This window comes from Flavobacterium sp. JLP, from assembly GCF_015350755.1.
Taxonomy (GTDB): domain Bacteria; phylum Bacteroidota; class Bacteroidia; order Flavobacteriales; family Flavobacteriaceae; genus Flavobacterium.
In genome coordinates, this window is record NZ_JADKPS010000009.1 from 47,281 (window position 1) to 72,500 (window position 25,220).

At 33.5% G+C, this 25,220-nt stretch carries 25 protein-coding genes; 22 read left to right on the plus strand and 3 right to left on the minus strand.

All coding sequences use genetic code 11. The annotated features are described in order from the left end of the window. Positions 1–148 precede the first annotated feature (148 nt). A complete protein-coding gene (locus tag IRZ83_RS18225; RefSeq protein ID WP_029273523.1) occupies positions 149–697 on the minus strand; it encodes a type 1 glutamine amidotransferase domain-containing protein in 549 nt (182 codons plus the stop codon). A gap of 356 nt (positions 698–1,053) precedes the next feature. Here IRZ83_RS18225 and IRZ83_RS18230 point away from each other — a divergent pair, with 356 nt between their 5' ends. The 4 genes from IRZ83_RS18230 to IRZ83_RS18245 all read left to right on the plus strand — a co-directional run bounded on the left by IRZ83_RS18230 (position 1,054) and on the right by IRZ83_RS18245 (position 3,065). Next, positions 1,054–1,479, plus strand: coding sequence for a response regulator (locus IRZ83_RS18230; protein WP_029273524.1), 426 nt, complete (start codon positions 1,054–1,056; stop codon positions 1,477–1,479). 340 nt (positions 1,480–1,819) lie between these two features. After that, positions 1,820–2,251 (plus strand): VOC family protein, encoded by a 432-nt coding sequence (locus IRZ83_RS18235; protein WP_029273526.1) that lies wholly within the window; start codon positions 1,820–1,822, stop codon positions 2,249–2,251. Next, the gene (locus IRZ83_RS18240; RefSeq protein ID WP_194570606.1) at positions 2,248–2,568 is read left to right on the plus strand and encodes an ArsR/SmtB family transcription factor; all 321 of its coding nucleotides are present in this window, start codon (positions 2,248–2,250) and stop codon (positions 2,566–2,568) included. The genes IRZ83_RS18235 and IRZ83_RS18240 overlap by 4 nt, the downstream gene beginning before the upstream one ends. Further along, on the plus strand, positions 2,565–3,065 hold the full coding sequence (locus IRZ83_RS18245; protein WP_194570607.1) for an SRPBCC domain-containing protein: 501 nt from the start codon (positions 2,565–2,567) through the stop codon (positions 3,063–3,065). Before IRZ83_RS18240 ends, IRZ83_RS18245 begins: the two co-directional genes overlap by 4 nt. An 84-nt stretch (positions 3,066–3,149) precedes the next feature. On the opposite strand, the gene IRZ83_RS18250 is transcribed toward IRZ83_RS18245, so the two are convergent. After that, positions 3,150–3,593 carry a cupin domain-containing protein gene (locus IRZ83_RS18250; protein WP_194570608.1) on the minus strand — a complete coding sequence of 148 codons (444 nt, stop codon included), beginning with the start codon at positions 3,591–3,593 and terminating at the stop codon, positions 3,150–3,152. 547 nt (positions 3,594–4,140) lie between these two features. Between IRZ83_RS18250 and IRZ83_RS18255 the strand changes: the two genes are divergently transcribed. The 10 genes from IRZ83_RS18255 (at position 4,141) to IRZ83_RS18300 (ending at position 13,892) form a co-directional block, all read left to right on the plus strand. Next, positions 4,141–4,734: a TetR/AcrR family transcriptional regulator gene (locus IRZ83_RS18255; protein WP_029273530.1), complete on the plus strand. Its 594-nt coding sequence runs from the start codon at positions 4,141–4,143 to the stop codon at positions 4,732–4,734. A gap of 187 nt (positions 4,735–4,921) precedes the next feature. Beyond that, a complete protein-coding gene (locus tag IRZ83_RS18260; protein WP_029273531.1) occupies positions 4,922–6,136 on the plus strand; it encodes an efflux RND transporter periplasmic adaptor subunit in 1,215 nt (404 codons plus the stop codon). Between the two features lie 11 nt (positions 6,137–6,147). After that, a complete protein-coding gene (locus tag IRZ83_RS18265; protein WP_194570609.1) occupies positions 6,148–9,309 on the plus strand; it encodes an efflux RND transporter permease subunit in 3,162 nt (1,053 codons plus the stop codon). A 130-nt stretch (positions 9,310–9,439) separates the two neighbouring features. Then, positions 9,440–10,858 carry a TolC family protein gene (locus IRZ83_RS18270; protein WP_194570610.1) on the plus strand — a complete coding sequence of 473 codons (1,419 nt, stop codon included), beginning with the start codon at positions 9,440–9,442 and terminating at the stop codon, positions 10,856–10,858. 173 nt (positions 10,859–11,031) lie between these two features. Further along, positions 11,032–11,493 (plus strand): hypothetical protein, encoded by a 462-nt coding sequence (locus tag IRZ83_RS18275; protein ID WP_194570611.1) that lies wholly within the window; start codon positions 11,032–11,034, stop codon positions 11,491–11,493. Between the two features lie 290 nt (positions 11,494–11,783). Then, the gene (locus IRZ83_RS18280) at positions 11,784–12,164 is read left to right on the plus strand and encodes a DoxX family protein (protein ID WP_029273535.1); all 381 of its coding nucleotides are present in this window, start codon (positions 11,784–11,786) and stop codon (positions 12,162–12,164) included. Between the two features lie 13 nt (positions 12,165–12,177). Further along, positions 12,178–12,387 (plus strand): hypothetical protein, encoded by a 210-nt coding sequence (locus IRZ83_RS18285; RefSeq protein ID WP_194570612.1) that lies wholly within the window; start codon positions 12,178–12,180, stop codon positions 12,385–12,387. A 90-nt stretch (positions 12,388–12,477) separates the two neighbouring features. Then, positions 12,478–12,855 (plus strand): VOC family protein, encoded by a 378-nt coding sequence (locus IRZ83_RS18290; RefSeq protein ID WP_194570613.1) that lies wholly within the window; start codon positions 12,478–12,480, stop codon positions 12,853–12,855. A gap of 17 nt (positions 12,856–12,872) precedes the next feature. Beyond that, a complete protein-coding gene (locus tag IRZ83_RS18295) occupies positions 12,873–13,382 on the plus strand; it encodes a DinB family protein (protein ID WP_194570614.1) in 510 nt (169 codons plus the stop codon). Between the two features lie 42 nt (positions 13,383–13,424). Then, positions 13,425–13,892: a DUF1440 domain-containing protein gene (locus IRZ83_RS18300; protein ID WP_194570615.1), complete on the plus strand. Its 468-nt coding sequence runs from the start codon at positions 13,425–13,427 to the stop codon at positions 13,890–13,892. Between the two features lie 333 nt (positions 13,893–14,225). On the opposite strand, the gene IRZ83_RS18305 is transcribed toward IRZ83_RS18300, so the two are convergent. Beyond that, positions 14,226–14,387, minus strand: coding sequence for a DUF1328 family protein (locus IRZ83_RS18305; protein ID WP_029273540.1), 162 nt, complete (start codon positions 14,385–14,387; stop codon positions 14,226–14,228). Positions 14,388–14,654: 267 nt separating this feature from the next. Between IRZ83_RS18305 and IRZ83_RS18310 the strand changes: the two genes are divergently transcribed. From IRZ83_RS18310 to IRZ83_RS18345, 8 genes are all read left to right on the plus strand, one after another. Beyond that, the gene (locus IRZ83_RS18310) at positions 14,655–15,731 is read left to right on the plus strand and encodes a pesticidal protein Cry7Aa (protein WP_194570616.1); all 1,077 of its coding nucleotides are present in this window, start codon (positions 14,655–14,657) and stop codon (positions 15,729–15,731) included. After that, positions 15,715–17,985 carry a glycosyltransferase gene (locus tag IRZ83_RS18315; protein ID WP_029273542.1) on the plus strand — a complete coding sequence of 757 codons (2,271 nt, stop codon included), beginning with the start codon at positions 15,715–15,717 and terminating at the stop codon, positions 17,983–17,985. Before IRZ83_RS18310 ends, IRZ83_RS18315 begins: the two co-directional genes overlap by 17 nt. A 282-nt stretch (positions 17,986–18,267) precedes the next feature. Continuing rightward, entirely contained in the window at positions 18,268–19,026 is a 759-nt protein-coding gene (locus tag IRZ83_RS18320) for an MlaE family ABC transporter permease (RefSeq protein ID WP_029273543.1), read from the plus strand. A 1-nt stretch (position 19,027) separates the two neighbouring features. Further along, positions 19,028–19,807: an ABC transporter ATP-binding protein gene (locus IRZ83_RS18325; protein WP_194570617.1), complete on the plus strand. Its 780-nt coding sequence runs from the start codon at positions 19,028–19,030 to the stop codon at positions 19,805–19,807. Positions 19,808–19,829: 22 nt separating this feature from the next. Continuing rightward, a complete protein-coding gene (locus tag IRZ83_RS18330) occupies positions 19,830–20,666 on the plus strand; it encodes an MlaD family protein (RefSeq protein WP_194570618.1) in 837 nt (278 codons plus the stop codon). Positions 20,667–20,684: 18 nt separating this feature from the next. Beyond that, entirely contained in the window at positions 20,685–23,492 is a 2,808-nt protein-coding gene (locus tag IRZ83_RS18335; RefSeq protein ID WP_194570619.1) for an AsmA family protein, read from the plus strand. A gap of 14 nt (positions 23,493–23,506) precedes the next feature. Next, positions 23,507–24,019, plus strand: a complete 513-nt coding sequence (locus IRZ83_RS18340; protein ID WP_035667387.1) for a low affinity iron permease family protein — start codon at positions 23,507–23,509, stop codon at positions 24,017–24,019. Beyond that, positions 24,016–25,215 (plus strand): NAD(P)/FAD-dependent oxidoreductase, encoded by a 1,200-nt coding sequence (locus IRZ83_RS18345; RefSeq protein WP_194570620.1) that lies wholly within the window; start codon positions 24,016–24,018, stop codon positions 25,213–25,215. Before IRZ83_RS18340 ends, IRZ83_RS18345 begins: the two co-directional genes overlap by 4 nt. Positions 25,216–25,220 lie beyond the last annotated feature (5 nt).

A 25,220-nucleotide genomic window follows, 5' to 3' on the forward strand; every position in this document is an offset into this window, starting at 1 on the left:
AACTTAAATTTTAATCCGTCATTGTCATTTCTCTCCCGAGGACTCGGAATCGAAATGACAAACTTTACGTGTTAACTGATAATTAAAAAAAATGCAAGACCAAAATTGATCTTGCATTTTTTATAACTTGATAAATAAAAGCATCTTTTTACACTGTCTGACGCTCGTGTTTTCCTTCTTTAATTTCCTCTACCATTTTTTTATTAAAAGCGGGCAAATCATTAGGGTTTCGGCTGGTTACTAATCCATTGTCTACGACTACTTCTGAGTCTTCCCACTGTGCTCCGGCATTTTGCAAATCTTTTTTAACGGAGAAGAACGAAGTTACTTTTCGACCTTGTAAAACATCAGCATTTACAAGAATTTGAGGTCCATGACAAATAGCTGCTACTGGTTTTTTACTTTCAAAAAAGGAACGTACAAAATTTACTGCTCCCTCTTCTCTTCTTAATAAATCCGGATTTATAACGCCACCAGGAAGAACCAAAGCATCGTAATCTGCTTCATTTGCCTGATCTAATACAACATCAACATTATATTCTTTGCTCCAATTGCCGTCTTTCCAAGATTTGATAGTTCCTGATTTCAAACTGATGATATCTGCGTTCCAACCTTGCTCTTCTAGATAGGCTTTAGGAGATGATAATTCTGATTCTTCAAAACCGTCTGTGGCTAATATGGCTATATTCTTTTTCATAATTTTAAATATTAAAATGTTATTAATTTGATTTTAGTTAAAATTAGTTATTTCAGACAGCCAGCGAAAACAGACTATGTTAAACCTTTCTTTAATAAAAGTTAATTAATTGAAATTCAAATTATTATTAAAAATTAAATTGAAATTATATAAAATTCATGTCAATTGAGTTTACTATTTTATAGGATGAAAGCTGAAAAAACAATTCTATAAATTAGTTATACAAAATAAAAAACTGCCCATTTCGAAGTTTTTCTCAGCTAAGCAAATACCTTTTTTCTGGATAATTCTAAAAATTCAAGATCATAAAAAATTGAATACCAGCATAAATAAACTACCTTCACTAAAAAACACAAATGAACAAAGCCGGCCCAATCATTATTATTGAAGACGATTTAGAAGATCAGGAAATCTTGAACGATGTTTTTAAAGACCTCAACTATAAAAATGAAGTCATCTTTTTTGGAGAAGGAGAAAAAGCACTAGAATATTTGACCAAGACAGAAGTTGAACCTTTTATTATTTTCTCTGATATCAATATGCCAAGGCTAAGCGGTATGGAACTGCGCGAAAAAATTCATCAAAATGAAGATTTACGATTAAAGTCGATTCCGTATTTGTTTTTTTCTACAAGTGCCGAACAAAAGCATGTTGTGGATGCTTATTCAAAATCTATTCAAGGATTTTTTGTAAAGCCTTCAGACTATAGCGAAATAAAAGAAACTATTAAAATCATTGTAACTTATTGGCAGTCTTGTGTATCTCCCAACTATGTTAAATAAGTAAGTAAAAAACGCACTGCAAAATCACACGCTGCGCAAAGTCTCCTGACTTTGCGTTTTTTTTAATCTTAAAAATTCTAAACGAATTAAAGTCTACTGACTTTTTTTTAAAATACGGCTTATAATTTTAATTGTAATTCTTGTTACCTCCAATTCTGAGGCATTTGCAAAGTAACTAAAAAAGGCCAACTTCACAATTAAAAACTTATTTATCAGATACTTTAGTATATTATTTTTACTCGTTTCTAAAAAATAATAGCTGAAAAATTTGCGAAACCGAATAGTTGCATTTATATTTGCAACCAATTGGTTTCTTAAATATTAATTTAAAACAGAATTTATGGCACGTATTAATCCTTACATTCACTTTAATGGAAATGCCGAAGAAGCATTTACATTTTATAAATCGGTTTTTGGCGGAACGTTTTCAAAGATTTCCCGTTACAAAGACATAGCAAGCGATGAATATCCTATTCCAGAAAATGATGCTCAGAGAATCATGCATATTGCCCTGCCTATCAGCAAAGATAATTTGTTAATGGCCAGTGACACTTTAACAAGTATGGGAGAGGTAATGGAAACCGACAATAGATATACGGTTTTTATTAGCGTAGAAAGCCAGGAAGAAGCCGTTAAATTATTCGTCGGACTTTCGAATGGCGGTACCATTGAAATGCCAATAAGTTATGGTCCTTCCGGAAATTACTTTGGTATGTTTGCTGATAAATTTGGCGTACAGTGGATGGTCGATTTTGATCCTAAAAACACATGAGGCGAGACATTTTTCAAGCTATTGCAGACCCAACAAGGCGATCAATTATTACACTAATTGCTCTTCAGTCTATGACGCCAAATGCCATTGCAGCGAATTTTGATACAACCCGACAGTCGATTTCAAAACATCTTCGCATACTCACAGAATGCGAAATTATAAAACAGGAACAACAAGGAAGAGAAATTTATTATTCACTTCAAATTGAAAAAATGAAAGAAATTGATAAATGGCTGAACCAATTTAGAGAAATTTGGAAAACCGCTTTTAACCAGCTTGATGACATATTATTAACTATGAAAAACCAGAAAAAATGAAAAACGATTTGCTATTTGATTTTACCTTAGACAAACCATCAAAAACAGTATTTATAACACGCGAATTTGATGCATCTTTGCCGTTAGTTTGGGATGCTTTTACGAAAGCAGAGCTTTTAGACCAATGGGTTGCACCAAAACCTTGGTCGGCCAGAACAAAACACATGAATTTTGAAGTTGGCGGAAGAAGATTTTATGCCATGGTGAGTCCTGAAGGACAAGAGCGCTGGTCGGTTCAGGAATTTACTTCTATCACGCCAAAAACCAATTTTAAAATGTACAATACATTTTCAGACGAAAATGAAAATCGTCAATTACCTGGTTCAGACTGGGATTATAATTTTAGCGAACAAAACGGAATAACAAAAGTAAAAATCACTATTGTAAATGAATCTCTAGAACGTTTAGAAAAAATGATTGAAATGGGCTTTACAGAAGGATTTAAAATGAGTATCGATAACTTAGAAAAGTTATTAGAAACCCTATCTCAAAAATAATTTAAAATAAATTACAGCAGCGCATTACTCCTTACAATTACTGTAACGGAATAGGTTAAGAAGATCTTGGTTATTAATCAGCATTTATTTTAAATCCTTCTTAATAACCAAATACTTCAAATCTGTATTTCCAACATTTTTTATCCCGTGTTCGACATTCGAGGGACAGTAGAAGCTTGTATTTGGTCCTGCTGTAACAGTTTTTCCGTCAAGGAAAAATTCGGCGGTTCCTTCTAAAATGTAGAAAAGTTCTTCTTCAATATGATGGTGCGGTGCGTGCGTTGATTTTCCGGGTTCGACAATACTCATTTTGAGTGTGTTTTCCTGAGTGAAGTTTTTATCGGCAAACCAATATTGATATCCTGATTTTGTTTTTGTGGCTTTGTCTAATTCAAAGTGATTGACACAGTTTTCGATTGTATATTGCTGTCCAGCTGGAGCAGTATCTTTCTTTGCTTCTTGTGAAAATGCAAACTGATGAAAAAACAAAAATGCAATTGCTGTTTTTATAAGTGTTGTTGTTTTCATTTTTTTATTGCAATGTTACGAAAAAATGAAATTGCTAGAAAGTCTACAATTTATAGTTCTACCGCTAAAAGTTCTTTTTCTAAAGTGTGCAAAGCACTTTCTATTTTTAAACGTTGTTCTGATCTTGGATTTCTGTGGCCTGATGTGTAATGCTGTATTTGTTTTTCTATTGGTTAACTTATAAGAAAAAAACTTATTTTTAGTATTGCTGATGAAATATCTGAACATTAAAATATTATAAAAAAGATATCTTCTTTCATAGTCCTCCCCGAAGTTTCAGGAGAAACTGAATCCTTTTATGATGCCATTAAGCCTTGGTACACCATAAAAGATACAATCAATAGCGTGAAAAATCGTCCTAAAATCACGAAATGCTCCACTTCTAAAAAATATTATCATTCAAAAACCTTTTATTTTACAAGGCTTTTGCAAGTTTTTGCAACACTCTATCGTACGATAAGAAAATATTATAACTAAATTGTATTGTAATCAGAAAAACGGCTGTATATTTGCCTAACGGTGTTAAACAATTTAATACTCAAATAAAATGGCTAGTAAAGATCGTATTTTAAGACAAAAAGAAGAGACAAGAAATAACATTCTTGGCGCTGCTTATGATATCGTAAAAGAAGAAGGCTGGAATGGTTTGAGTATGCGAAAGATTGCTGACAAGATCGAATATACTGCTCCTATTATATATGAATACTTCTCGAATAAAGAAGCCATTTTATTAGAATTGACAGGAAAAGGGTTTATCAAACTAACCAAAGAATTGGAAAAAGCGAAAGCTAAGTTTGAAAAACCAGAAGAACAATTAGAAGCCATGTGGATGGCCTATTGGGATTTTGCTTTTACGGATACCGAAATGTATCAAGTAATGTTTGGTGTTCAAATGACTTGCTGTGCGCAGCGATGTTCTGCTCAAGAGGCACCTTACAAATTATTCACAGGAGTAATTGCTGAAATTATGAAAAACAGCAACCCTACTGACGAAGTTATTAAACAAAAATATTTTACTTTCTTTTCTGTCATTCACGGTTTGATTGCTATTAACATTATCAACAAAAGTGACATTTTAGAAACGATCAACAATCAAATCTTAAAAGATGCGATTGGCGGAATCATCAAATCAATACAATAAAAAAATTTTCAATTTCACTTAACAGTGTTAGAAAATTTAATAGAGTAATATAGAAGTTTTTTTACTATTTTACTTAACAGTGATAAATAATTTAATACCAATTATGAAATAGAATTGGAAGGCTTAATTATATAACCATTTTGCGCCAATTTACTTAACAACGTTAGATAATTTAATTCAATTAAATATGAATTCCAGTAATGCCAGATTAACAAATATTTCAACTCAAAAGAATGTCCAACAAATTAAAACCAATATGAAAATGAAAAATGTAATTATAACCAGCTTTATTCTGGCACTTGTTCTAAGTAGCTGTGCCGATAAAACGCAAGCTCCTGCTCCTGCAGCGCCACTCCTGCCAGTAGCTTTAATAAAAATTGAAAACACGAATACTGATACTGAATATCCTGCCTCAATACAAGGAACAGTTGATGTTGAAATTCGTCCGCAGGTAAGTGGAAATCTAGACCGCGTTTTGGTAGATGAAGGTTCTTATGTATCAAAAGGACAATCTTTATTCAAAATTAATGAGCGTCCGTTCCGTGAGCAACTAAACAATGCATTGGCTAATCTTCATGCTTCTGAAGCGGCCTTAATAAACGCTCAATTAGAAGTAGACAAATTAACTCCTTTAGTACAAAACAAAGTAGTTTCAGACTATCAATTGAAAACAGCTAAAGCTTCTCAAAAAATTGCTGCTGCAAATATTGAACAAGCCAGAGCAATGGTTGAATCAGCCAAAATTAATTTAAGCTATACAAATGTTACGGCTCCAGTAAGTGGTTACATTGGAAGATTGCCTAAAAAACAAGGAAGCTTAGTGTCTTCGAGCGATGTTGAACCATTAACTACATTATCTGACGTACATGAAGTTTTTGCTTACTTCTCTTTAGGAGAAACAGATTTCATCAACTTTAAAGCGCAGTATGCCGGAAATTCTATTGGCGATAAAATTAAACACCTTCCTCCTGTTTCTTTAATCTTAGCTGATAACAATGCGTATCCGCAAACTGGAAAAATTGATATGGTTGACGGTCAGTTCGACAAAACTACCGGAGCCATTACTCTAAGAGCGACTTTCCCAAACAAAAACGGAACGCTTCGTTCTGGAAATACAGGAAAAATTCGATTGGGAATTCAACACAACGATGCGATTTTAGTACCGCAGTCGGCTACTGTAGAAATGCAGGATAAAGTATTTGTTTTCACAGTAAGCAAAGACAATAAAGTAAACAAAATGCCAATTACAGTTGTGGGCAAAAGCGGTACCAATTATTTAATTAAAGACGGAGTAAAATCTGGCGACAGAATTGTTTTAAGCGGTATCGACAAACTTCAGGAAGGACAGGTAATTCAGCCTGAAAATTCTTCTAAAGTTGCAGAAGTAATTAATCAAAAATAATTAAAAGAGAAATGTTCAAAATATTTATACAAAGACCCGTACTGGCGACCGTAATTTCCATTCTATTGGTTATTCTGGGTGTACTTGGCCTAACAAAACTGCCCTTACAACAGTTTCCTGATATTGCACCGCCATCGGTTTTGGTTACTGCAGTTTATCCGGGAGCGAACGCAGAAACGGTTTTGCGTTCTGTTGCACCTTCTTTAGAAGAATCTATAAATGGGGTAGAAAACATGACGTACATGAGTTCTACAGCCAGTAACGACGGTTCATTAGCGATTACTGTTTTCTTTAAATTAGGAACAGACGCAGATCAGGCCGCAGTTAACGTTCAAAACAGAGTTGCTCAGGCAACAAGTCAATTGCCTGCAGAGGTTGTACAGCAAGGTGTAACCACTGCAAAACAACAAAACAGTTTTATCATGGCAATTGGTATGTATACCGAAGATGAGTCAAAATACGACCAGACTTTTATTGCCAATTATGCACAAATTAATATTATTCCAGAAATCAAACGTATTCCTGGTGTTGGTGCAGCAAGTATTTTTGGAGGTGTAAAAGATTACTCAATGCGTGTTTGGTTAAACCCAACACAAATGTCTACTTATAAAGTGACGCCAAACGAAATCATGAGCGCGATTCAAGACAAAAGTTTAGAAGCCGCTCCGGGTAAATTTGGAGAACGAAGCAAAGAAGTTTTCGAATATGTTATTAAATACAAAGGAAAACTGACGAAGCCTGAAGAATATGAAAATATTGCCATTCGTTCTAATGCAGACGGATCTGTTCTTCGCTTAAAAGATGTCGCCAGAGTTGAACTTGGTGCTTACTCTTACAACAGTTTAACACGTTTGAACGGTAAAAAAGGAGTTGTAATGGGTATTATTCAGTTAGCAGGTTCTAACTCAAATGAAATCCAGATTGCAATTAATAAATTGATGGAGAAATCAGCTAAAGATTTCCCTAAAGGAATAAAACACAATATTTTCTACAGTACAAAAGTATCATTAGACCAATCTATTGAACAGGTTGAACATACTTTGATTGAAGCTTTTATATTGGTATTTATCGTAGTATTTATCTTTTTACAGGATTTTAGATCAACATTAATTCCGGCAATTGCGGTACCGGTAGCGATTTTAGGTACGTTCTTTTTCATGCAGTTGTTTGGATTCTCAATTAACTTACTGACATTATTTGCTTTAATTCTGGCAATTGGTATTGTGGTCGATGATGCTATTGTCGTCGTCGAGGCGGTGCATGCTAAAATGGAACATAAACATTTATCTCCAAAGGTAGCCACACACGAGGCGATGCACGAAATTACGGGTGCAATTATTTCGATCACTTTGGTAATGGCAGCGGTATTCTTGCCTGTTGGTTTTATGGAAGGTTCTACAGGAGTTTTCTATCGTCAGTTTGCTTTTACCATGGCAATTGCAATTGTAATTTCAGCGGTTAATGCATTGACTTTAAGTCCGGCTCTTGCTGCTTTATTCTTAAAAGATAATCATGCGGCAAACGGTGATACTCCATACGAGAAAAAAGGATTTAAAGAAAAATTCTTTAACGGATTTAATAAAAGTTTCGATTCCTTAACCAACCGTTATGTTGGAGGTTTGAAATTTTTAATTCGCAGAAAATGGCTAAGCTTAGGTGGATTGGCTTTAATTACTGTAGCAACAGTCATAATGGTAAAAACAACTCCAGCTGGATTTATCCCAACAGAAGATCAAGGATTTATTGCAATTGCGGTTAATACACCTTCTGGAACCTCTTTAGACGGAACTCAAAAAGTAATGACTGAAGCTGAAAATACATTAAGAGGTTTAGATGCTTCTCGATTTGTAACGGCTATTTCAGGTTTTAACTTATTGACCAATTCTACAAGTCCATCTTCAGCCGTTGTTTTTGTATTGCTTAAACCAAATGAAGACCGTGGCGATGTAAAAAATATTGACGAAATCATGAATCAGGTTCGTGGAAAATTAGGTGCTATTTCTGGAGGAAGTTTCTTCGTATTCAGTTTCCCAACCGTTCCTGGATTTAGCAACGTTGAAGCTTTAGATTTAGTGCTGCAGGATAAAACCGGAGGAAAACTGGATAAATTCAGCGGAATTTCTCAAAACTTCATCGGAGAATTGATGAAACGTCCAGAAATTGCAGTAGCGTTTACTTCTTTTAAAGCAGATTATCCTCAATTGCAATTGGACATCAATGATGAAAAAGCAAATCAATTGGGCGTAAATGTAAAAGACATTTTACAAACAATGCAGACGTATTTTGGTAGCGCACAAGCCTCTGACTTTAACCGATTTGGTAAATATTACAGAGTAGTTGTTCAGGCAGATATTGCCGACAGAGCTGATCCGTCATCAATTGACCGTGTATTTGTAAAAAACAAAACAGGCGAAATGGTTCCGATAAATACTTTAGTAAAACTGACTCGTATTTATGGTTCTGAAACCGCTTCTAGATACAACTTGTTCAACTCGATTTCGATTAATGCGATTCCGAAACCAGGATTTAGTTCGGGAGACGCCATCAAAGCAATCGAAGAAGTTGCAGCACAGCAATTGCCTGCAGGTTATGGTTATGAATTTTCAGGACAAACTCGTGAAGAGATTTCTTCTGGAGGGCAATCGGCAACCATTTTCTTATTGTGTTTGATATTTATCTATTTCCTGCTTGCTGCACAATATGAAAGTTACATTTTGCCTTTGGCCGTAATCTTATCAATTCCTGCAGGTATTTTTGGAGTATTTGTTGCCATCGGCTTGACCGGAATTGAAAACAACATTTACGTTCAGGTTGCGCTTGTCATGCTGATTGGGCTTCTTGCTAAAAACGCCATTTTGATTGTAGAGTTTGCAGTTCAAAAAAGAAAATCAGGCCAAGCTTTAGTCAAAGCTTCAATAGATGCGGCGAAACTTCGTCTGCGACCAATTATAATGACATCACTTGCCTTTGTCGTGGGATTAATTCCGATGATGAGTGCTAAAGGTCCATCAGCTCAAGGGAATCACTCGATTAGTATCGGTGCAGCTGGCGGAATGATTTCAGGAGTAATTCTAGGTTTGTTTATCATTCCGGTTTTATTCATCATATTCCAATATTTACAAGAAAAAGTTACCGGAAAACCAGTAGCCGTAATTCATAACGAAGAAAAATAAAAATGGAAAACTATATAACGACAGTGCTTGTGGCCATCATATTTGGCATCGGCTATATATCGTACAGAATCTCAAAAGATCTTGAAACCAGAAAAGATACTTGTACAGAAATTTAATGACAACATATAAAATGAAAAATTATATAACCAAAATCGTGATGATCGCCATTTTGATCACCACATTAATATCCTGTAAAGTTTCTAAGGATATTGAAACTCCAAAAGATGCATTTCCTGAGAATTTCAGGAATGCAGCAGTTTCAAAAGATACGGCAAGTATTGGCGATTTGGAGTGGAAAAACTTCTTTACAGAAAAAGATATTATCCAGTTAATAGACAGCGCAGTTGCAAGAAACAACGATTTGCAGATTGCCACAAAAAACATCGAAATTGCACAATACAGATTTACGCAGTCAAAATGGGGAAATGTTCCTCAGGCTAATTTATTTGTAAATGCAAGTACAAGCAATCCGTCAGACAATAGTTTTACGGGAATGAATTTGAATCAGGCTTTGGGCCAAAAACATATTGACGATTATTCTGCCGGAGTTTCACTTTCGTGGGAAGCTGATATTTGGGGAAAAATCCGCAATCAGAAAAAAGGTGCTTACGCTGGATATCTTCAGTCAGAAGAAGTTAAAAAAGCATTGCAAACTAATATCGTAGCCAATGTTTCTAAAGGATATTATAATCTTTTGATGTTGGATGCACAATTGAATATTGCGAGACAAAACTTGAAATTGAATGACAGTACAACTAACATTATCAAATTAAAATTTGATGCCGGACAAGTTACTTCATTAGGAATTCAACAATCGGAAGCACAGAAATTAAGTTCTGAGCAATTGATTCCGTTATTAGAACAAAACATTGCGATTCAAGAAAATGCTTTGAGCGTTTTGACAGGTTCTTTTCCTAATTCAAAAACGAGAAGTACTAGTTTGACCAATATTACAATTAAAAATAATAATGCAATCGGAATTCCGTCTTCATTAGTAAGCAGAAGACCTGATGTAAAAAGTGCCGAATTAGCATTAAAAGTGGCTAACGCAAATGTTGGAATTACAAAAGCAGATTTATATCCTGCTCTAAGAATTACAGCTCAAGGCGGTTTGAATTCATTTGAAACCAGTAATTGGTTTAACATCCCAGCTTCATTATTTGGAACTGTGGCTGGAGGTTTAACACAGCCTTTATTAAACAACAAAAGAGTTAGAACGCAATATAACATTGCTGTTGCCGAAAGAGAAAAAGCAGTTTTAAATTTCAGACAATCTGTTTTAGTCGCAGTAAGCGAAGTTTCTGATGCTTTGGTAAAAGTAGAAAAATTACAACAGCAGGAAGCATTTTTGCAACAACGTGTAAAAACATTACAGCAAGCCATTAAAAATGCCAATTTGTTATTTAAAAACGGTATGGCTGAATACTTAGAAGTTCTTTCAGCGCAAGCCAATTTATTGCAGAGCGAGCTGGAACTGGCAAACATAAAAAGAGAGCAATTAGCTGCTAATACCGATTTATATCGCGCATTGGGCGGAGGTTGGAAATAATACCCGTTAATTATTTATTTTTTGAGATGAAAACGCTGTGAAACTTTGGTTTTGCAGCGTTTTTTTATTTTTCTGTTGTCATGGAACGCGGATTAAACGGATTTATACAGATTTCTTATAATCTGCGCTTATTTCGTTACTTTTGATTTTCCTTAATCTATATAATTAAACCTATGAAAAAAATAGCACTAATTGCACTTTTAGCTTTACTGTTTACCAATTGTAAAAAAAGCAATCAAGATGAAGAATTAAAACCAATAGAAAAACCAGCAGCTGTAAGTGCTGTAAAAAAAACCGAAGCGAAGGTCGATCAAAAAGAAGAACAAGATTGTAAAGATATTGCAGTAGAGATGGGAGACGGAAAAGAATGTATCTTAAAAAATACAGATCTTGAAAAAGTGTACCAAAATATCATTAAAAATAAAGAAGTCGAAGAATCTAGTTATTTTTTAAGTGCGATTCCAAGCGAAAATAAATCTGTTGAAGTAAATCAAAATGGATTAATGTCAATCGATTATGAAATCACAAAAGACAAAGTTGCTATTTCTATGAATTATGAAGGCGGTGTGACAGAAGTAACACTCGAAAAAATAAAGGACACTATTAAAAAGAGTATTTATCACTATGCTGACTAAATTCTGAAATGAAATAAAAATTTCGTATAATCTTTGATTAAACCGCTATGCAACTTTTAAGTGTTTAGCGGTTTTTCTTATTTCCTGCTGAGCGAAGTTCTTGAATCGCTCAGCAGGACATATGCATTGATAGAATTTTTACTCTTGATTCTTTACTTTCTATTCTCTAAAATCTAAATTAACTTGTCCTAAATGACCTTAAAATAGTCGTAAATACCTATTCGATAAAAAAATAAAGATCAGTAAGTTTGTAATACATTAACCAATAACTATTTAAAAAAATAAAAACCATGAAGAAAGCAAAAATTATTTTTTGGATTACTACAATTATTATTTTTCTATTTGAAGGCGTTATGCCGGCCTTAACTTCTCAAACTGAATTAGCGAAAGAAGGAATTAAACATTTAGGATATCCTGAATATTTTGGAAATGCTTTAGTTGTCTTTAAAATTCTAGGCGTTTTGGTATTGGTGATCCCACAGATTCCGAATAGAGTTAAAGAATGGGCCTATGCCGGATTTGCATTCGATTTTATATTCGCTTCGATAAGTCATTTTGCAGTAGACGGTGTTAATTTTCAATCTTTTTTCCCTTTGATCTTTTTAGTGATTTTAGCGATTTCATATACGTATCATCATAAAATAGAGCGCTATAAAAATATTGCGTTATAAACTTTTGGAGGCGATGATAGAGGTTTTTAAAACAAATGTTCAAGAAGTCGATCAGTCAAAAATGATTGTGGGGAAACTTCTTGAGCATTTTCCAAACAGTATTATCAATTTTGATTTGGAAGACTGCGATAAAATTCTGCGCATTCACTCCTCCTCCATTTCAAATAAAAAAATAATTGAGCTTCTAGATTCGTATGGTTATCAATGCGAAGTACTTTTATAAGTTACCAAAATCAACTTAAAAATTTGGTTTTCAAAATTTTAAATAAATTATTGTAAATTTGAAACACTATCAATCATTAAATCAAAAAAAATGAATATACCCGCTGGACATCAAACTGTAATGCCTTATTTAATTCTAAAGGGCGCATCACAATTTATTGATTTTACCAAAAAAGTTTTTAGTGCAGAAAATTCTCATTCACCTGTTTTACGCGAAGACGGAACAATAATGCATAGTGAAATAAAGATAAACGGAAGCACAATTATGGTAACTGATGAAACTGCAGATTGGGGAAAACAAACCGCAAACTTATTTATATATGTTCCAAATGCTGATGACACATATAAAATAGCGTTAGAAAACGGTGCAGCAAGCTTAATGGAACCAAGCGATCAGGAGTATGGCAGAGCTTGCGGCGTAACAGATTCCTTTGGAAATGTTTGGTGGATCACCTCTGTTAACAAATAATTTTTTAAGACAATAGAATGAAAACAGCAGTTCAAAAAAATGTTGTTGAAACATTTCAAAAATTAAACGAAGTACTTTCCTATTTTTCGCAGGAAGAATTTAATATTGTTCCTTTTAAAGGAAGCTGGACGGCAGGACAAACCGCTCAGCATATTATTTTAGCTTGTTCTGGCTATCCAGAATTGTTTTCTGGAAAAACAGAAAAAACCATTAGAAAATATGATGAGCATGTTAAAGAGCTCGAAACGTTATTTCTAAACTTCAATATCAAAATGGAATCGCCAGAATTCCTTAGACCTGAAAAAAAAGAGTACAATAAAAATTCGCTGACTTTAGTACTGCTCAAAATAGAATCTGATTTACTTGAGGCAATAGAAAATTATGATTTAACCTTGACTTGTCTGGATTTTCACTTGCCAAATTCCGAAAATTTTACCATTTATGAATGGATTAATTTTGCCTTGGTTCATGCACAAAGGCATACAAACCAACTGAATTCTATTTTACAATACTTAACCAAATTGTAAATTGAACATATTAACTTTCAACCAAAACCAAAAACCATTTTTATGAAATCAAAAGGAGGCGCTGTTTTCTTATCGGGATTAATTGCCGGCACATTAGATATTGTTGCGGCAATTACCGTTTACTCTATTATTCTAAACAAAACTACCGGAATAAAAATTTTGCAGTCTATAGCAAGCGGTATTTTTAAAAAAGAAGCTTACACAGGTGGTTCGAGTATGGCTTTGATCGGATTACTGCTTCATTATTTCATTGCCTTTACGTTTGCCTGGTTTTATTTCATTCTTTATCCTCGTCTTTCATTTCTAAAAAAGAATGCTTTACTCTCAGGAATTGTTTATGGCATCTTTGTATGGATTATAATGAATCTTATAGTATTGCCAATTGTATTTCCTGTTTTGCCAGAGAAACATTTCGATTTTCCTTTAATGCTGTCCATTTTAATTTTGATCGTCTGCATTGGAATTCCAATTTCTTTTATAACTAAAAAATACTATTCTATTAAGGAATAGTTTCAGGTTTCAGGTTTCAGGTTTCAGGTTTCAAGTTTCAGGTTTCAGGTTTCAGGTTTCAGGTTTCAGGTTGAAATGCATATTTTACCGCAAAGTACGCAAGGAGATAGTAGCTTGTTTTTAATATTATAAAAAAAAGTTCGCAAAGCTTTGCGAACTTTGTGTTTTAACTAAACCTTTATATAAATAAACTTAGCGTCCTTTGAGGTAAAATATACGATTAACAATTCTGCATTTCAACCTGAAGCCTGAAACTTGAAACTTGAAACTTGAAACAAAAAAAAAGCAACACGATAACGGTTGCTTTTTTTTTTAGAGAATTAGAACTTATTGTTAAACTTTTGTTCTTCCGCTTATCAATGAGATTATGAATAATACCAAAAATATAAAGAATAAAACTTTTGCAATACTAGCAGCTCCAGCGGCAATTCCGCCAAAACCAAAAATTCCGGCTATAATAGCAAGAACGATAAAAATAACTGTCCAACGTAACATAATATTTATTTTTTAGTTAGAAAAATGACTTTTTGACAAGTCTGATTTGTTTGTTACTCAAAGTTCTCAAATTCCTACAATTCGCATTAACTCAAAACGTTAATTTTTTATCGCAATCAACTATAAATCAAATTTTTAAAGTACTTTTATAATTCTCCTCTTTTCGTTACAGAATTCCCACCTGTAAGCATTTGAGTTAATTTTTTGATCGATTGGATTAATTCTCGCTCTACACCTAAAGTAATTTTATATCAAAATAACAGAAATATGGAATTAGCCACGGTCCAAAGCACAACAGCTACAAAACACGGTGTGATTTTAGAGAAAACAGAAAGAGCATTTGAAGAATTAGGCGTTTTAAATCCAGCCATTTACCAAGACGGAAATTCTGTTCATATGTTTTACAGAGCGGCTAAAAAAGGTAACTTTTCAACAATTGGTTATTGTCGTTTTGAAGGTCCGACAACTTTAGTAGAAAGACTTGCAGAACCGATATTTTCTCCTGAATATATTTATGAAATTCACGGTGTTGAAGATCCGAGAATTACTAAAATTGATGACACCTTTTACATGACTTATGTTACCTATGATGGATTGAATGCCTCTGGTGCTTTAGCAACGTCGAAAGATTTAAAAAAGTTTAAAAAGAAAGGAATTATAACACCAAAATTTATTCTGCATGATTTTACTAATCTAATTAGAAAACATTTACAGAATTCAAGCATTGCTAAAATTTTAGCTTTTAATGTAGAAAGAAATTATCCTCTTGCTCAAATGACAATCGAACATTCGCTTGTATGGGACAAAAATGTAGTTCTTTTTCCGAAAAAAATTAACGGAAAATTTGTGGCACTGCATCGATTATTTCCATCAATTCAAATTTTCACTTTTGAAAAAAAGAGCGATTTGACAGTTGACTTCTGGAAAGAGTATTTGGAGAATTTACCCAATTATCTGGTAATGGAACCAAGATACGAGCATGAAACCAGCCACATTGGCCCTGGTGCACCGCCTATTGAAACAAAAGATGGCTGGCTTATGATTTATCATGCAGCTGAAAAACGCGATAAAGGATTAGTTTATCATGCCTGTGCTGTGTTGCTTGATCTCGAAAATCCGCAGAAAGTGATTGGAAGATTATCAAAACCTATTATAACACCAGAAGAATATTACGAACGAAATGGGTATGTAAATTATGTTGTTTTCCCTACGGGAACAGCCATTTTTGATGACCTTTTATATATTTATTACGGTGCTGCCGATGACAAAATTGCGGTGGCTTCATTGAACCTAAACGACTTATTAACTGAACTAAAACAGAATTCCCATGAAAACGATATCTAATAAATCAAAAATAGTTTTTTTATCTACTTTTCCGCCAACACAATGCGGGATTGCAACTTATACGCAGGACACAATTAAAGGAATCAACGATGTTTTTGGTAAATCAGTTACTTGCGAAATTTGTGAACTGGTAGACAAACCTAACGCAAAATCAACTCAAGCTTTTACTTTAAACACAAAAAACAAAGAAGAATATGCAAAAGTTGCCGAAGAAATCAATAATGATAAAGCGGTTAAATTGGTACATATTCAACATGAATTTGGTTTGTTTGGAGGAAATTATGGAGACTATTTATTAGATTTTTTGAATGTTGTCAAAAAACCCTTAACATATACTTTTCACAGCGTTATCCCGAATCCTAATAACGAATTGAAAACTTTTGTGAAATTATTATTGAGCTACAGTAATTCTGTATTTGTAATGACAAATCAATCAAAAGAAATTTTGATGAGAGATTATGACATTAAAGAAGAAATTATTACTTGTGTACCTCACGGAACGCATATTGTAATTTACGAAGCACCGGATAAAGCAAAAGAAAAATTTGATATTCAAGACAGAAAAGTACTTGCTACATTTGGTCTTTTGGGAGAAGGGAAAAATATAGAAACAGGTTTGCAGGCTATGCCAAAAATTATCGAAAATACACCAAACGCATTGTATTTGATAATTGGAAAAACACACCCAAATTTAATTATTGACGGTGTTGATGCTTACCGCAATAAGTTAGAAGCAATCGTCGAAGATTTAAATATAAAAGATAACGTTCGTTTTATCAATCAGTATTTAGATACAGATGAGCTGTTAGATTATTTAAAAGCAACAGACATTTATCTGTTTACTTCTAAAGATCCAAATCAGGCTGTAAGCGGCACTTTTTCATATGCTATGAGCTGTGCTTGCCCAATTGTTGCCTCAAAAATTCCTCATACTTTAGAAGTTCTTACGCCAGATTCTGGAGTTTTGGTTGATATTGGAAATGTAGATCAGTTTTCAGATGCAGCTATCAAATTACTTTCTGATGATGAATTAAGAACTGAAATGGGAATTAATGCCTTCAGAAAAACAAGAGCATCTTCTTGGGAAAATGTGGCAATTACACACATGAATACGTATAAAGAATTGATCGAGAATCCTTCTGAAATTAAATTCAGCTATCCTTCAATTCAATTAGGACATATTAAAAAAATGACCACAGATTTGGGAATTATCCAATTCAGCAAAATCTCTGTTCCAGACCTTTCATCAGGTTATACCTTAGATGATAATGCACGTGCACTTATTGCATTATGTATGCATTATAAACTAACAAAAGACAAAGAAGATCTTCCTTATATTTTGATTTATTTAGATTTTATCGAGCGTTGTCAAAAACCAAAAGGAAACTTTATCAACTATGTTGATCAAGAAAACCGCGAACATATTGAACAAAATGCTGAAGTTAATTTAGAAGATTCTAATGCTAGAGGTATTTGGGCTTTAGGAACTGTAGTTTCAATGAAAGATATTTTACCAGATGCAATTTCTAAAAAAGCTTCAAAAATTTTATTGAACTCATTAAAATGGGCAGAGAGTATACAATCTCCTCGTTCTATTGGTTTTGCAACAAAAGGTTTGTATTTATATCACACAGCTGTTCCTAATTTATACGTTGCAGCAATTATTAATAAACTGAATGCAAAATTGCTTTCTAACTATGAAATTCATGCTTCAAACGACTGGAAATGGTTTGAAAACTATATGACGTACGGAAATGGTATTTTACCAGAATCAATGCTGTTTGCTTATTTAACAACAAATAAACCTATTTATAAAAAAGTAGCTTTAGATTCTCTTGATTTCTTGATGTCGAAAATGTTTAAAGGCAAAGACTTTAAAGTAATTTCAAATAACGGATGGCTTCACAGAGATTCAGAAGCAAAAGAATACGGAGAACAACCAATTGACGTTGCATACACTATTCATACCTTGAATTCATTTTATGCTGCTTTTGGTACGCCAGAATATAAAAACAAAATGAAAATTGCTTTTAACTGGTTTTTAGGTAAAAATCATTTAGGTGAAATTATGTACAACCCTATTAGTGGTGGTGGTTATGACGGACTTGAAAAAGAAAACGTAAACTTGAATCAAGGAGCTGAATCTACAGTATGTTTCTTGACAGCCAGACTGTTGATGGAAAATCTTAAATTATCTGAAATCAAAGTTATTCCGTTAATGAAAACCGGAACAGACGTTGCTATAAATTCTTAAGTCAATTATATGATAATAGGCTAGCCAAAATGCTATTACATAAACTCAGAAAATCCCTCTTCTACAAGAGGGATTTTTTGTTAACTAAATTGTCGCTAACGTCAATTTTTTACGATTATTGTGTTTAAATGTTAATTATATAAACTTCCAAAAAAGTTGTGTAATATGTTTTGCTTTCTTATAAAGTAATTTTAATACTTGTAAATGAGAGGGTAAGCAAAATTTTTAAATCATTGTTTCTCAGAAGTTTATTTTCGATTTAATAACCTAAAACATAGTATTTTGATTCTCACTTTAAAAAATACATTCACCGAGATAGGAAATGCAACACTGTTTGCAAAGCAGTTTTTTAAGGAAGTTTTTATACCTCCTTATGAGGGAAAAGAATTCCTAAAACAATGTTATGTTATAGGATATAAATCATTACCGCTGGTTGCGATCACTGGTTTTATTATGGGATTGGTTCTTACGCTTCAGTCGAGACCAACTTTGGTAAAATTTGGTGCTGAATCTTGGCTTCCAGGAATGGTAGCACTTTCTTTAATTAGAGAGATTGCTCCGGTAATTACAGCTTTAATTTGTGCCGGAAAGGTATCATCAGGAATTGGTGCGGAATTAGGCTCAATGAAAGTAACTGAACAAATTGATGCCATGGAAGTTTCGGCAATCAATCCTTATAATTATTTAGTTGTAACTCGAATTTTAGCTACAACATTAATGGTACCGCTTTTAGTAATTTTTGCAGATGCCATCGGAATTTTTGGAGGATATATTGGAATTAATATTCACGGCGATGTTAATTTTTACCGATTTGTAACACAAATTTTTCAATCGCTAGAATTTCTAGATGTTATTCCGGCTACAATTAAGACTTTTTTCTTTGGCTTTTTTATCGGAATGATTGGATGTTACAAAGGATTTAATGCATCAAATGGAACTGAAAGCGTGGGTAAAGCGGCAAACTCTGCTGTAGTAACTGCTTCATTAACCATTTTTATAATTGATATGGTCGCTGTACAGATAACCGATTTATTTTTTTAAGATGATTAAAGAGAAAGAAAATATAGAACCTAAAGCAGAAGTACAAAGCAAAAGTCCGATCATTGAGATTAAGGATCTGCATAAAACTTTTGGCAAGGATAATAAAATATTAAGAGGCGTAAATCTGACTGTAAACAAAGGTGAAGATTTAGTAATCTTAGGCCGTTCAGGTTCAGGAAAATCAGTTACTATAAAATGCATTGTTGGCTTAATTGAACCAGACAAAGGCGAAATAAAAGTTTTTAATGAAAATGTACTAAATCTGACAAAACCAGAATTAAATGAAATCAGGGTCAGAATTGGATTTTTATTTCAAAGCGGTGCGTTGTATGATTCGATGTCAGTAAGAGAAAATTTAGCTTTTACCTTAAGAAAACATAGAAAAGATTTGACAGCTGAAGAAGTTGAAAGTGAAATTGTAGAAGCTTTAGACAGTGTTGGGTTAAGCGATGCAATCGAAAAAATGCCGTCTGAATTATCTGGAGGAATGCAAAAAAGAATTGGCTTGGCCAGAACTTTAATTCTTAAGCCTGAAATCATTTTATACGACGAGCCTACAACAGGTTTAGATACGATAACATCAAGAGAAATCAGCGAATTAATCTTAGATATTAAACACAAGCAAAAAACAACATCTATAATTATTACGCACGATATGGCCTGCGCAAAATTAACTGCAGACCGTATTATGGTATTAAAAGATGGCGTTATACATGCTGAAGGAACATACGAAGAACTAGAAAAAGACGAAGACGAATGGGTTCGCTCATTTTTTGAATAAGCAAAATAAATAATTAGAAATCATGGATAAGCAATCTGGATACACTTGGAAATTAGGAATGTTTGTAACAATAGGTTTATTGCTTTTTATAATGGCAATATACTTTATCGGAAAACAGAAAAACCTTTTTGGATCAACATTCAACATCACATCTAACTTTAGAACTGTAAGCGGTTTAGAGGTCGGGAACAATGTACGTTTTTCAGGAATTAATATCGGAACTGTAGAAGAAATCAGATTAGTAAATGATTCTTCAGTTATAGTATCAATGGTTATAAAAGATGACGTTCGAGAATTTATTAAAACAGATGCGCGTACCAGTATTGGTTCTGACGGATTAATGGGCGATAAAGTGCTGACAATTTCTCCGGGAGTAAAATCTCAAAAAGCAATTGAAAACGGTGGACAATTGGCATCTCTTAAAGGAATTGAGATGAACGATATTATGAAAAGCGTTAAAAAAAGTATGGATAACGTGGGCGTAATATCTGAAGAGCTGGCAATTTTCAGTCATAGCATGAACAACGGAAACGGTGCTTTAGCAAGATTGGTTCGTGATGATAAAATGGCGAACAGCGTATCGAACACCCTTTCTAACTTAGAATCTGGAACTAAAGGTTTCAGTGAAAATATGGAAGCTGCAAAAAGCAATTTCTTATTTAAAGGTTACTTCAAGAAAAAAGAGAAAGAAAAAGAAAAGGCTAAAGAAGAAGCAAAAGAGAAAAAAGAAGAGCAAGCTGAAAAGCTAGAAAAAGCTAATAAAGAGAAAGAAGAAAAGGCTAAAGAAGAAAAGGCTAAGGAAGAAAAACAGAAACAGGAAAAGCAGAAAGAAGAAGACGCTAAAAAAGCAAAATCTTAAACTCTTGAAAACAATGTTATGAAAGCCACATATAAAAATATAAGCCTTAAAATCTTAAAGGTAACCGGAATAGTAATAGCAAGTATTTTGCTGTTACTATTTTTGATTCCGCTGCTTTTTCCTGGAACAGTTGCGTCTGAAGTAAAAAAGATTGCAAACGAACGTTTGGATACGAAATTAGATTTTTCGAAATCCAGACTTTCCTTTTTTACACATTTTCCCTCACTTACAGTTTCACTTGATGATTTGTCGATGACAGGTTCTGCACCGTTTAGAAATGATACTTTGCTTAAAGCGGAACAAGTTGCATTTGGAATTAACCTAAAAAGATTGATTTTCGACAACGAAGTTAAAATCAATAAATTATACGTTTCTAAAGCGATGATAAATATAATGGTAAACCAAAAAGGGCAAGCCAATTATAATATTTATATCGCTCCTGAGGAGAAAAAACTAAAACCAAATGAAAAACCAGATGAAGGAACCGCTATTCGATTAGAACGAATTGATTTGGAAGATTGTCATGTAAAATATAACGACCGTTCTGCCAAAATACTGGTTGATGCAAAAGGTTTTAATTATGTAGGAAAAGGAAATTTGAGCGAAGATATTTTTGATTTGAATACAGATGCTCAAATTGACAAACTTGATTTCTATTACAACAGAACTGGTTATTTAAGAAGAAAAGAAGTTCACGCCAATTTAATTACGCGAATCAATACTCATGCGCTTTCGTTTATTCTTCAAAAAAACGAATTGCATATCAATAAGCTACCACTAAAATTTACAGGCTTTTTTACTATTTTGAGAGATGGTTATAAAATCAATATTAAAGCTGCTTCAGAAAATACAACCGTAAAAGATTTATTGTCTGTCATGCCGCCAGAATATTTGACATGGCTGGAAGAAACTGAAATTTCAGGCAGAAGTGACTTGCTTCTGACTTTCAAAGGAAATTATAATGTTGCTAAAAAACAAAAACCAAATTTAGCTTTCAATTTAAAAATCGAGAAAGGAGCTGTAAATTATCAAAATGCACCAGTGCCTTTAACCGATTTTAATATGGATCTGAATGCTATGCTGCCTGATCTTGATCCGGAAAAATTATTAATAAATCTAAGAGCACTTAAATTTAAAGTGGGTGAAAAAGATTATTTTAATGCTTACCTGCACAGCAAAGGCTTATCTGAAATGACGGTTGATGCAAGTGTAAAGGGTGCGCTGGACCTCGCTGTTGTTGATGCTGCTATTGGCTTAAATAGTATTGAATTAAAAGGACTCTTAAAAACTGATATTCAGGCTAAAGGTGTTTTTAGCACTTCAAAAAAACTATTTCCAAAAACTATCGGAGGAATTGCTTTGCATAATGGCTGGCTAAAAACAGACTCCTATCCTAACCCAATTACCAATATCACTTTTGTTGCCAATATACTTAACAAGGCAGGAACCTATCAAGATTTGATTGTGGCCGTAGCGCCTGCATCTTTTGTTTTTGAAGGAAATCCGATGTATCTAAACGCTACATTATCTGATTTTAGTGATCTGGCTTATAATGCAAAAATAAAAGGCGAATTGAATGTTGGCCGAATTTATCAGGTTTTCTCTAAAAAAGGATTGGATGTAACAGGTTATGCAAAAGCGGATCTGTCGCTAAAAGGAAAACAAAGTTATGCTACAACAGGACAATATGATAAACTCAATAATAAGGGAACTATTATTCTTAAAAATATAAAAGCGACATCAGAACTTTTTCCGAAATCTTTTTTCATTAAACAAGGAAATTTCCGATTTCAGAATGAGAAAATGTGGTTTGAAAAGTTCAATGCTTCTTACGGAAAATCAGATTTTGATATTAACGGATATCTGCTGAACACTATTAATTATTTCTTAGAATCACACGGAACTTTGACCGGGAACTTCAACATGAAGTCAAAACTGATTAATGTTGATGAATTTATGGCACTTGAAAAAGGCGAAAATACCGATCGAAATCTTGAAGTTGAATACGCTAAAGAAGATCATCCAAAAATGAGCGGTGTTGTTCTAGTTCCTAAAAATCTAAATGTTTCGCTTACAGCAAATGCTGATAAAGTCGAATATAACGGTTTGGTTTTAAACAACCTTTCTGGAAAATTTGGAATTTCAAAAGAAGGCTTTTATTTAGAAAAATCAACTTTTGACATCATCGACTGTATTGTTGGAGTTGATGCATCTTATAAAGACGAATCACCAACTACAGCACATTTTAATGCCCATTTTACAGCTAAAGATTTTAGTGTACAAAGAGCTTACAAAGAAATTCCGATGTTTCATGAAATGGTTTCTGTGGCTGAAAAAGCACAAGGAATTATTTCTGTTGATTATACTGTAAAAGGAGATTTAAACGGAAATATGGGGCCAATTTACGAATCTCTTGAAGGCGGAGGAACTTTAAACTTGCGTGATGTGCAGGTAAAAGGATTAAAATTATTTGACGGAATCAGTTCTAAAACCGGACAAAAAGGATTAGATAATCCTGATCTAAAAGGAATCGAAATTATCTCAACTGTCGATAATAATTTAATCCACGTAGAGCCTTTTACATTTTCGGTAGCCAGCTTTAGACCCACTATAAAAGGAACAAGCAGTTTTGACGGATTACTGGATTTACGAGTACGATTAGGACTTCCGCCCTTTGGCATTATCGGAATTCCAATTGTAATCACAGGAACTCACGATGATCCAAAAATTAAGGTTTTTAGTAAAACTGGCAAAAAAATAAACGATGCCATTTATGATGAAATTCGAAATAAAGTAATTCGTGAAGAAAAAGTAAGCAAACCATAAAATCAAAAGAAAAAATGAAAAATAAAAAACAGAATGGCGGCAGTACATTCGAAAAATTCGCTACTAAGGTTTCAAAAGCTTCTGGAAGTACAACTGCTTTTTTAGGTGCTTTTTTTATCGTTGTAGCATGGGCGGTTTCAGGTCCGGTTTTTAATTATTCTGAAACTTGGCAATTGGTTATTAATACCGGTACAACAATTATAACGTTTCTTATGGTCTTCTTGATTCAGAAAGCCCAAAATAAAGATTCTCTTGCCATTCAATTGAAGTTAAATGAATTAGTAGCTTCTAACGAATATTCAAGCAATAGTTTAGTTGATATTGAAAGCATGACTGAGGAAGAGATGATTATTGTTCAAAAATACTATCACAGACTTAGCGAGCTTGCCAAAAAAGAAGAAAGCATAAGAACTTCTCACTCGATTGCCGAAGCACATCAGCAGCATGAACGAAAAGATAAAAACAGAAGTGGGCTAAAAACGATTCAAAAACCAAATACAACAAATCGAAATACAACCAAAAAATGAAACTACGCTCTATAGAAACTTTCTGGCCATTAAAAAATGCTATGAAAGCAAGTTATCCATCAATAGATTCGGATTTAAATACAACGATTTTAATTATTGGAGGTGGAATTACTGGAGCTTTAATTGCTTATAAATTAATAAACGACGGCAAAAAAGTAGTATTGGTTGACCGCCGCGACATCTGCAGCGGAAGCACTGCAGCCAGCACAGCGCTTCTTCAATATGAAATTGATGTAGCATTGCATGAGCTTATTAAAATTAGAGGAATAAACTGCGCTGTTGACAGTTACAGAAATGGAAAAAAAGCCATTTTTGATTTGCGAACCATAATTGACACTGTAAAAAGCGATTGCCAATTTGAATTCAAAAAAAGCATTTATTTCAGCTCTGTTCAAAAAGATCTTCCTTATTTAAGAAATGAATATAAAGCCCGCAAAGAACATGGATTTGATGTGAATTGGCTTGAAAAATACGAATTAAAAAAAATGGGTTTAAATGCTCTTGCGGGAATTGAGTCTAAAACCGCGGCAGTTATGGATCCGTATCGATTGGCAAGTGACATTTTAATTTACTGCCAGAAAAAAGGCATGCAGATTTTTGACCGCACTAATATCACCTCAATTCAAACTCAAAAAGGAAAATCTATAGCGCATACCGAAAATAAATTTACAATCACTGCAGATCATGTTGTACATTGTTCTGGTTATGAAAGTACTCAGACATTAGACGAGAAAGTAGTTGACTTAAAAAGTACCTACGTAATTGCATCTGAGAGTTTGCCTGATCTGCCAAATTCTTTTAAAAATGCCATATTTTGGGATACCAGTAAGCCCTATTTATATTTTAGATCTACTGTAGATGGCAGAATTATTGCAGGCGGAGGAGATGAAGAATTTGTAGATGCTAAAAAACGTGATAAATTATTACCTAAAAAAGAACAATATCTTTTACGAAGATTTCAGCGAAAATTTCCCAATATAAATTTTAAGCTCGATTATTCCTGGGCTGGAACTTTTGGAGAAACAAGAGATGGACTTCCTTATTTTGGAAAACCAGATCCGGATAAAAACGAACATTACGTTCTAGGTTTTGGCGGCAACGGAATTACCTTCAGCGTTATTGGAATGAATTCTATTCTAGATTCTATAAATGGAATCAAGAATCAGGATTTGGAATATTATAAGTTTAAGCGTTAATTTTT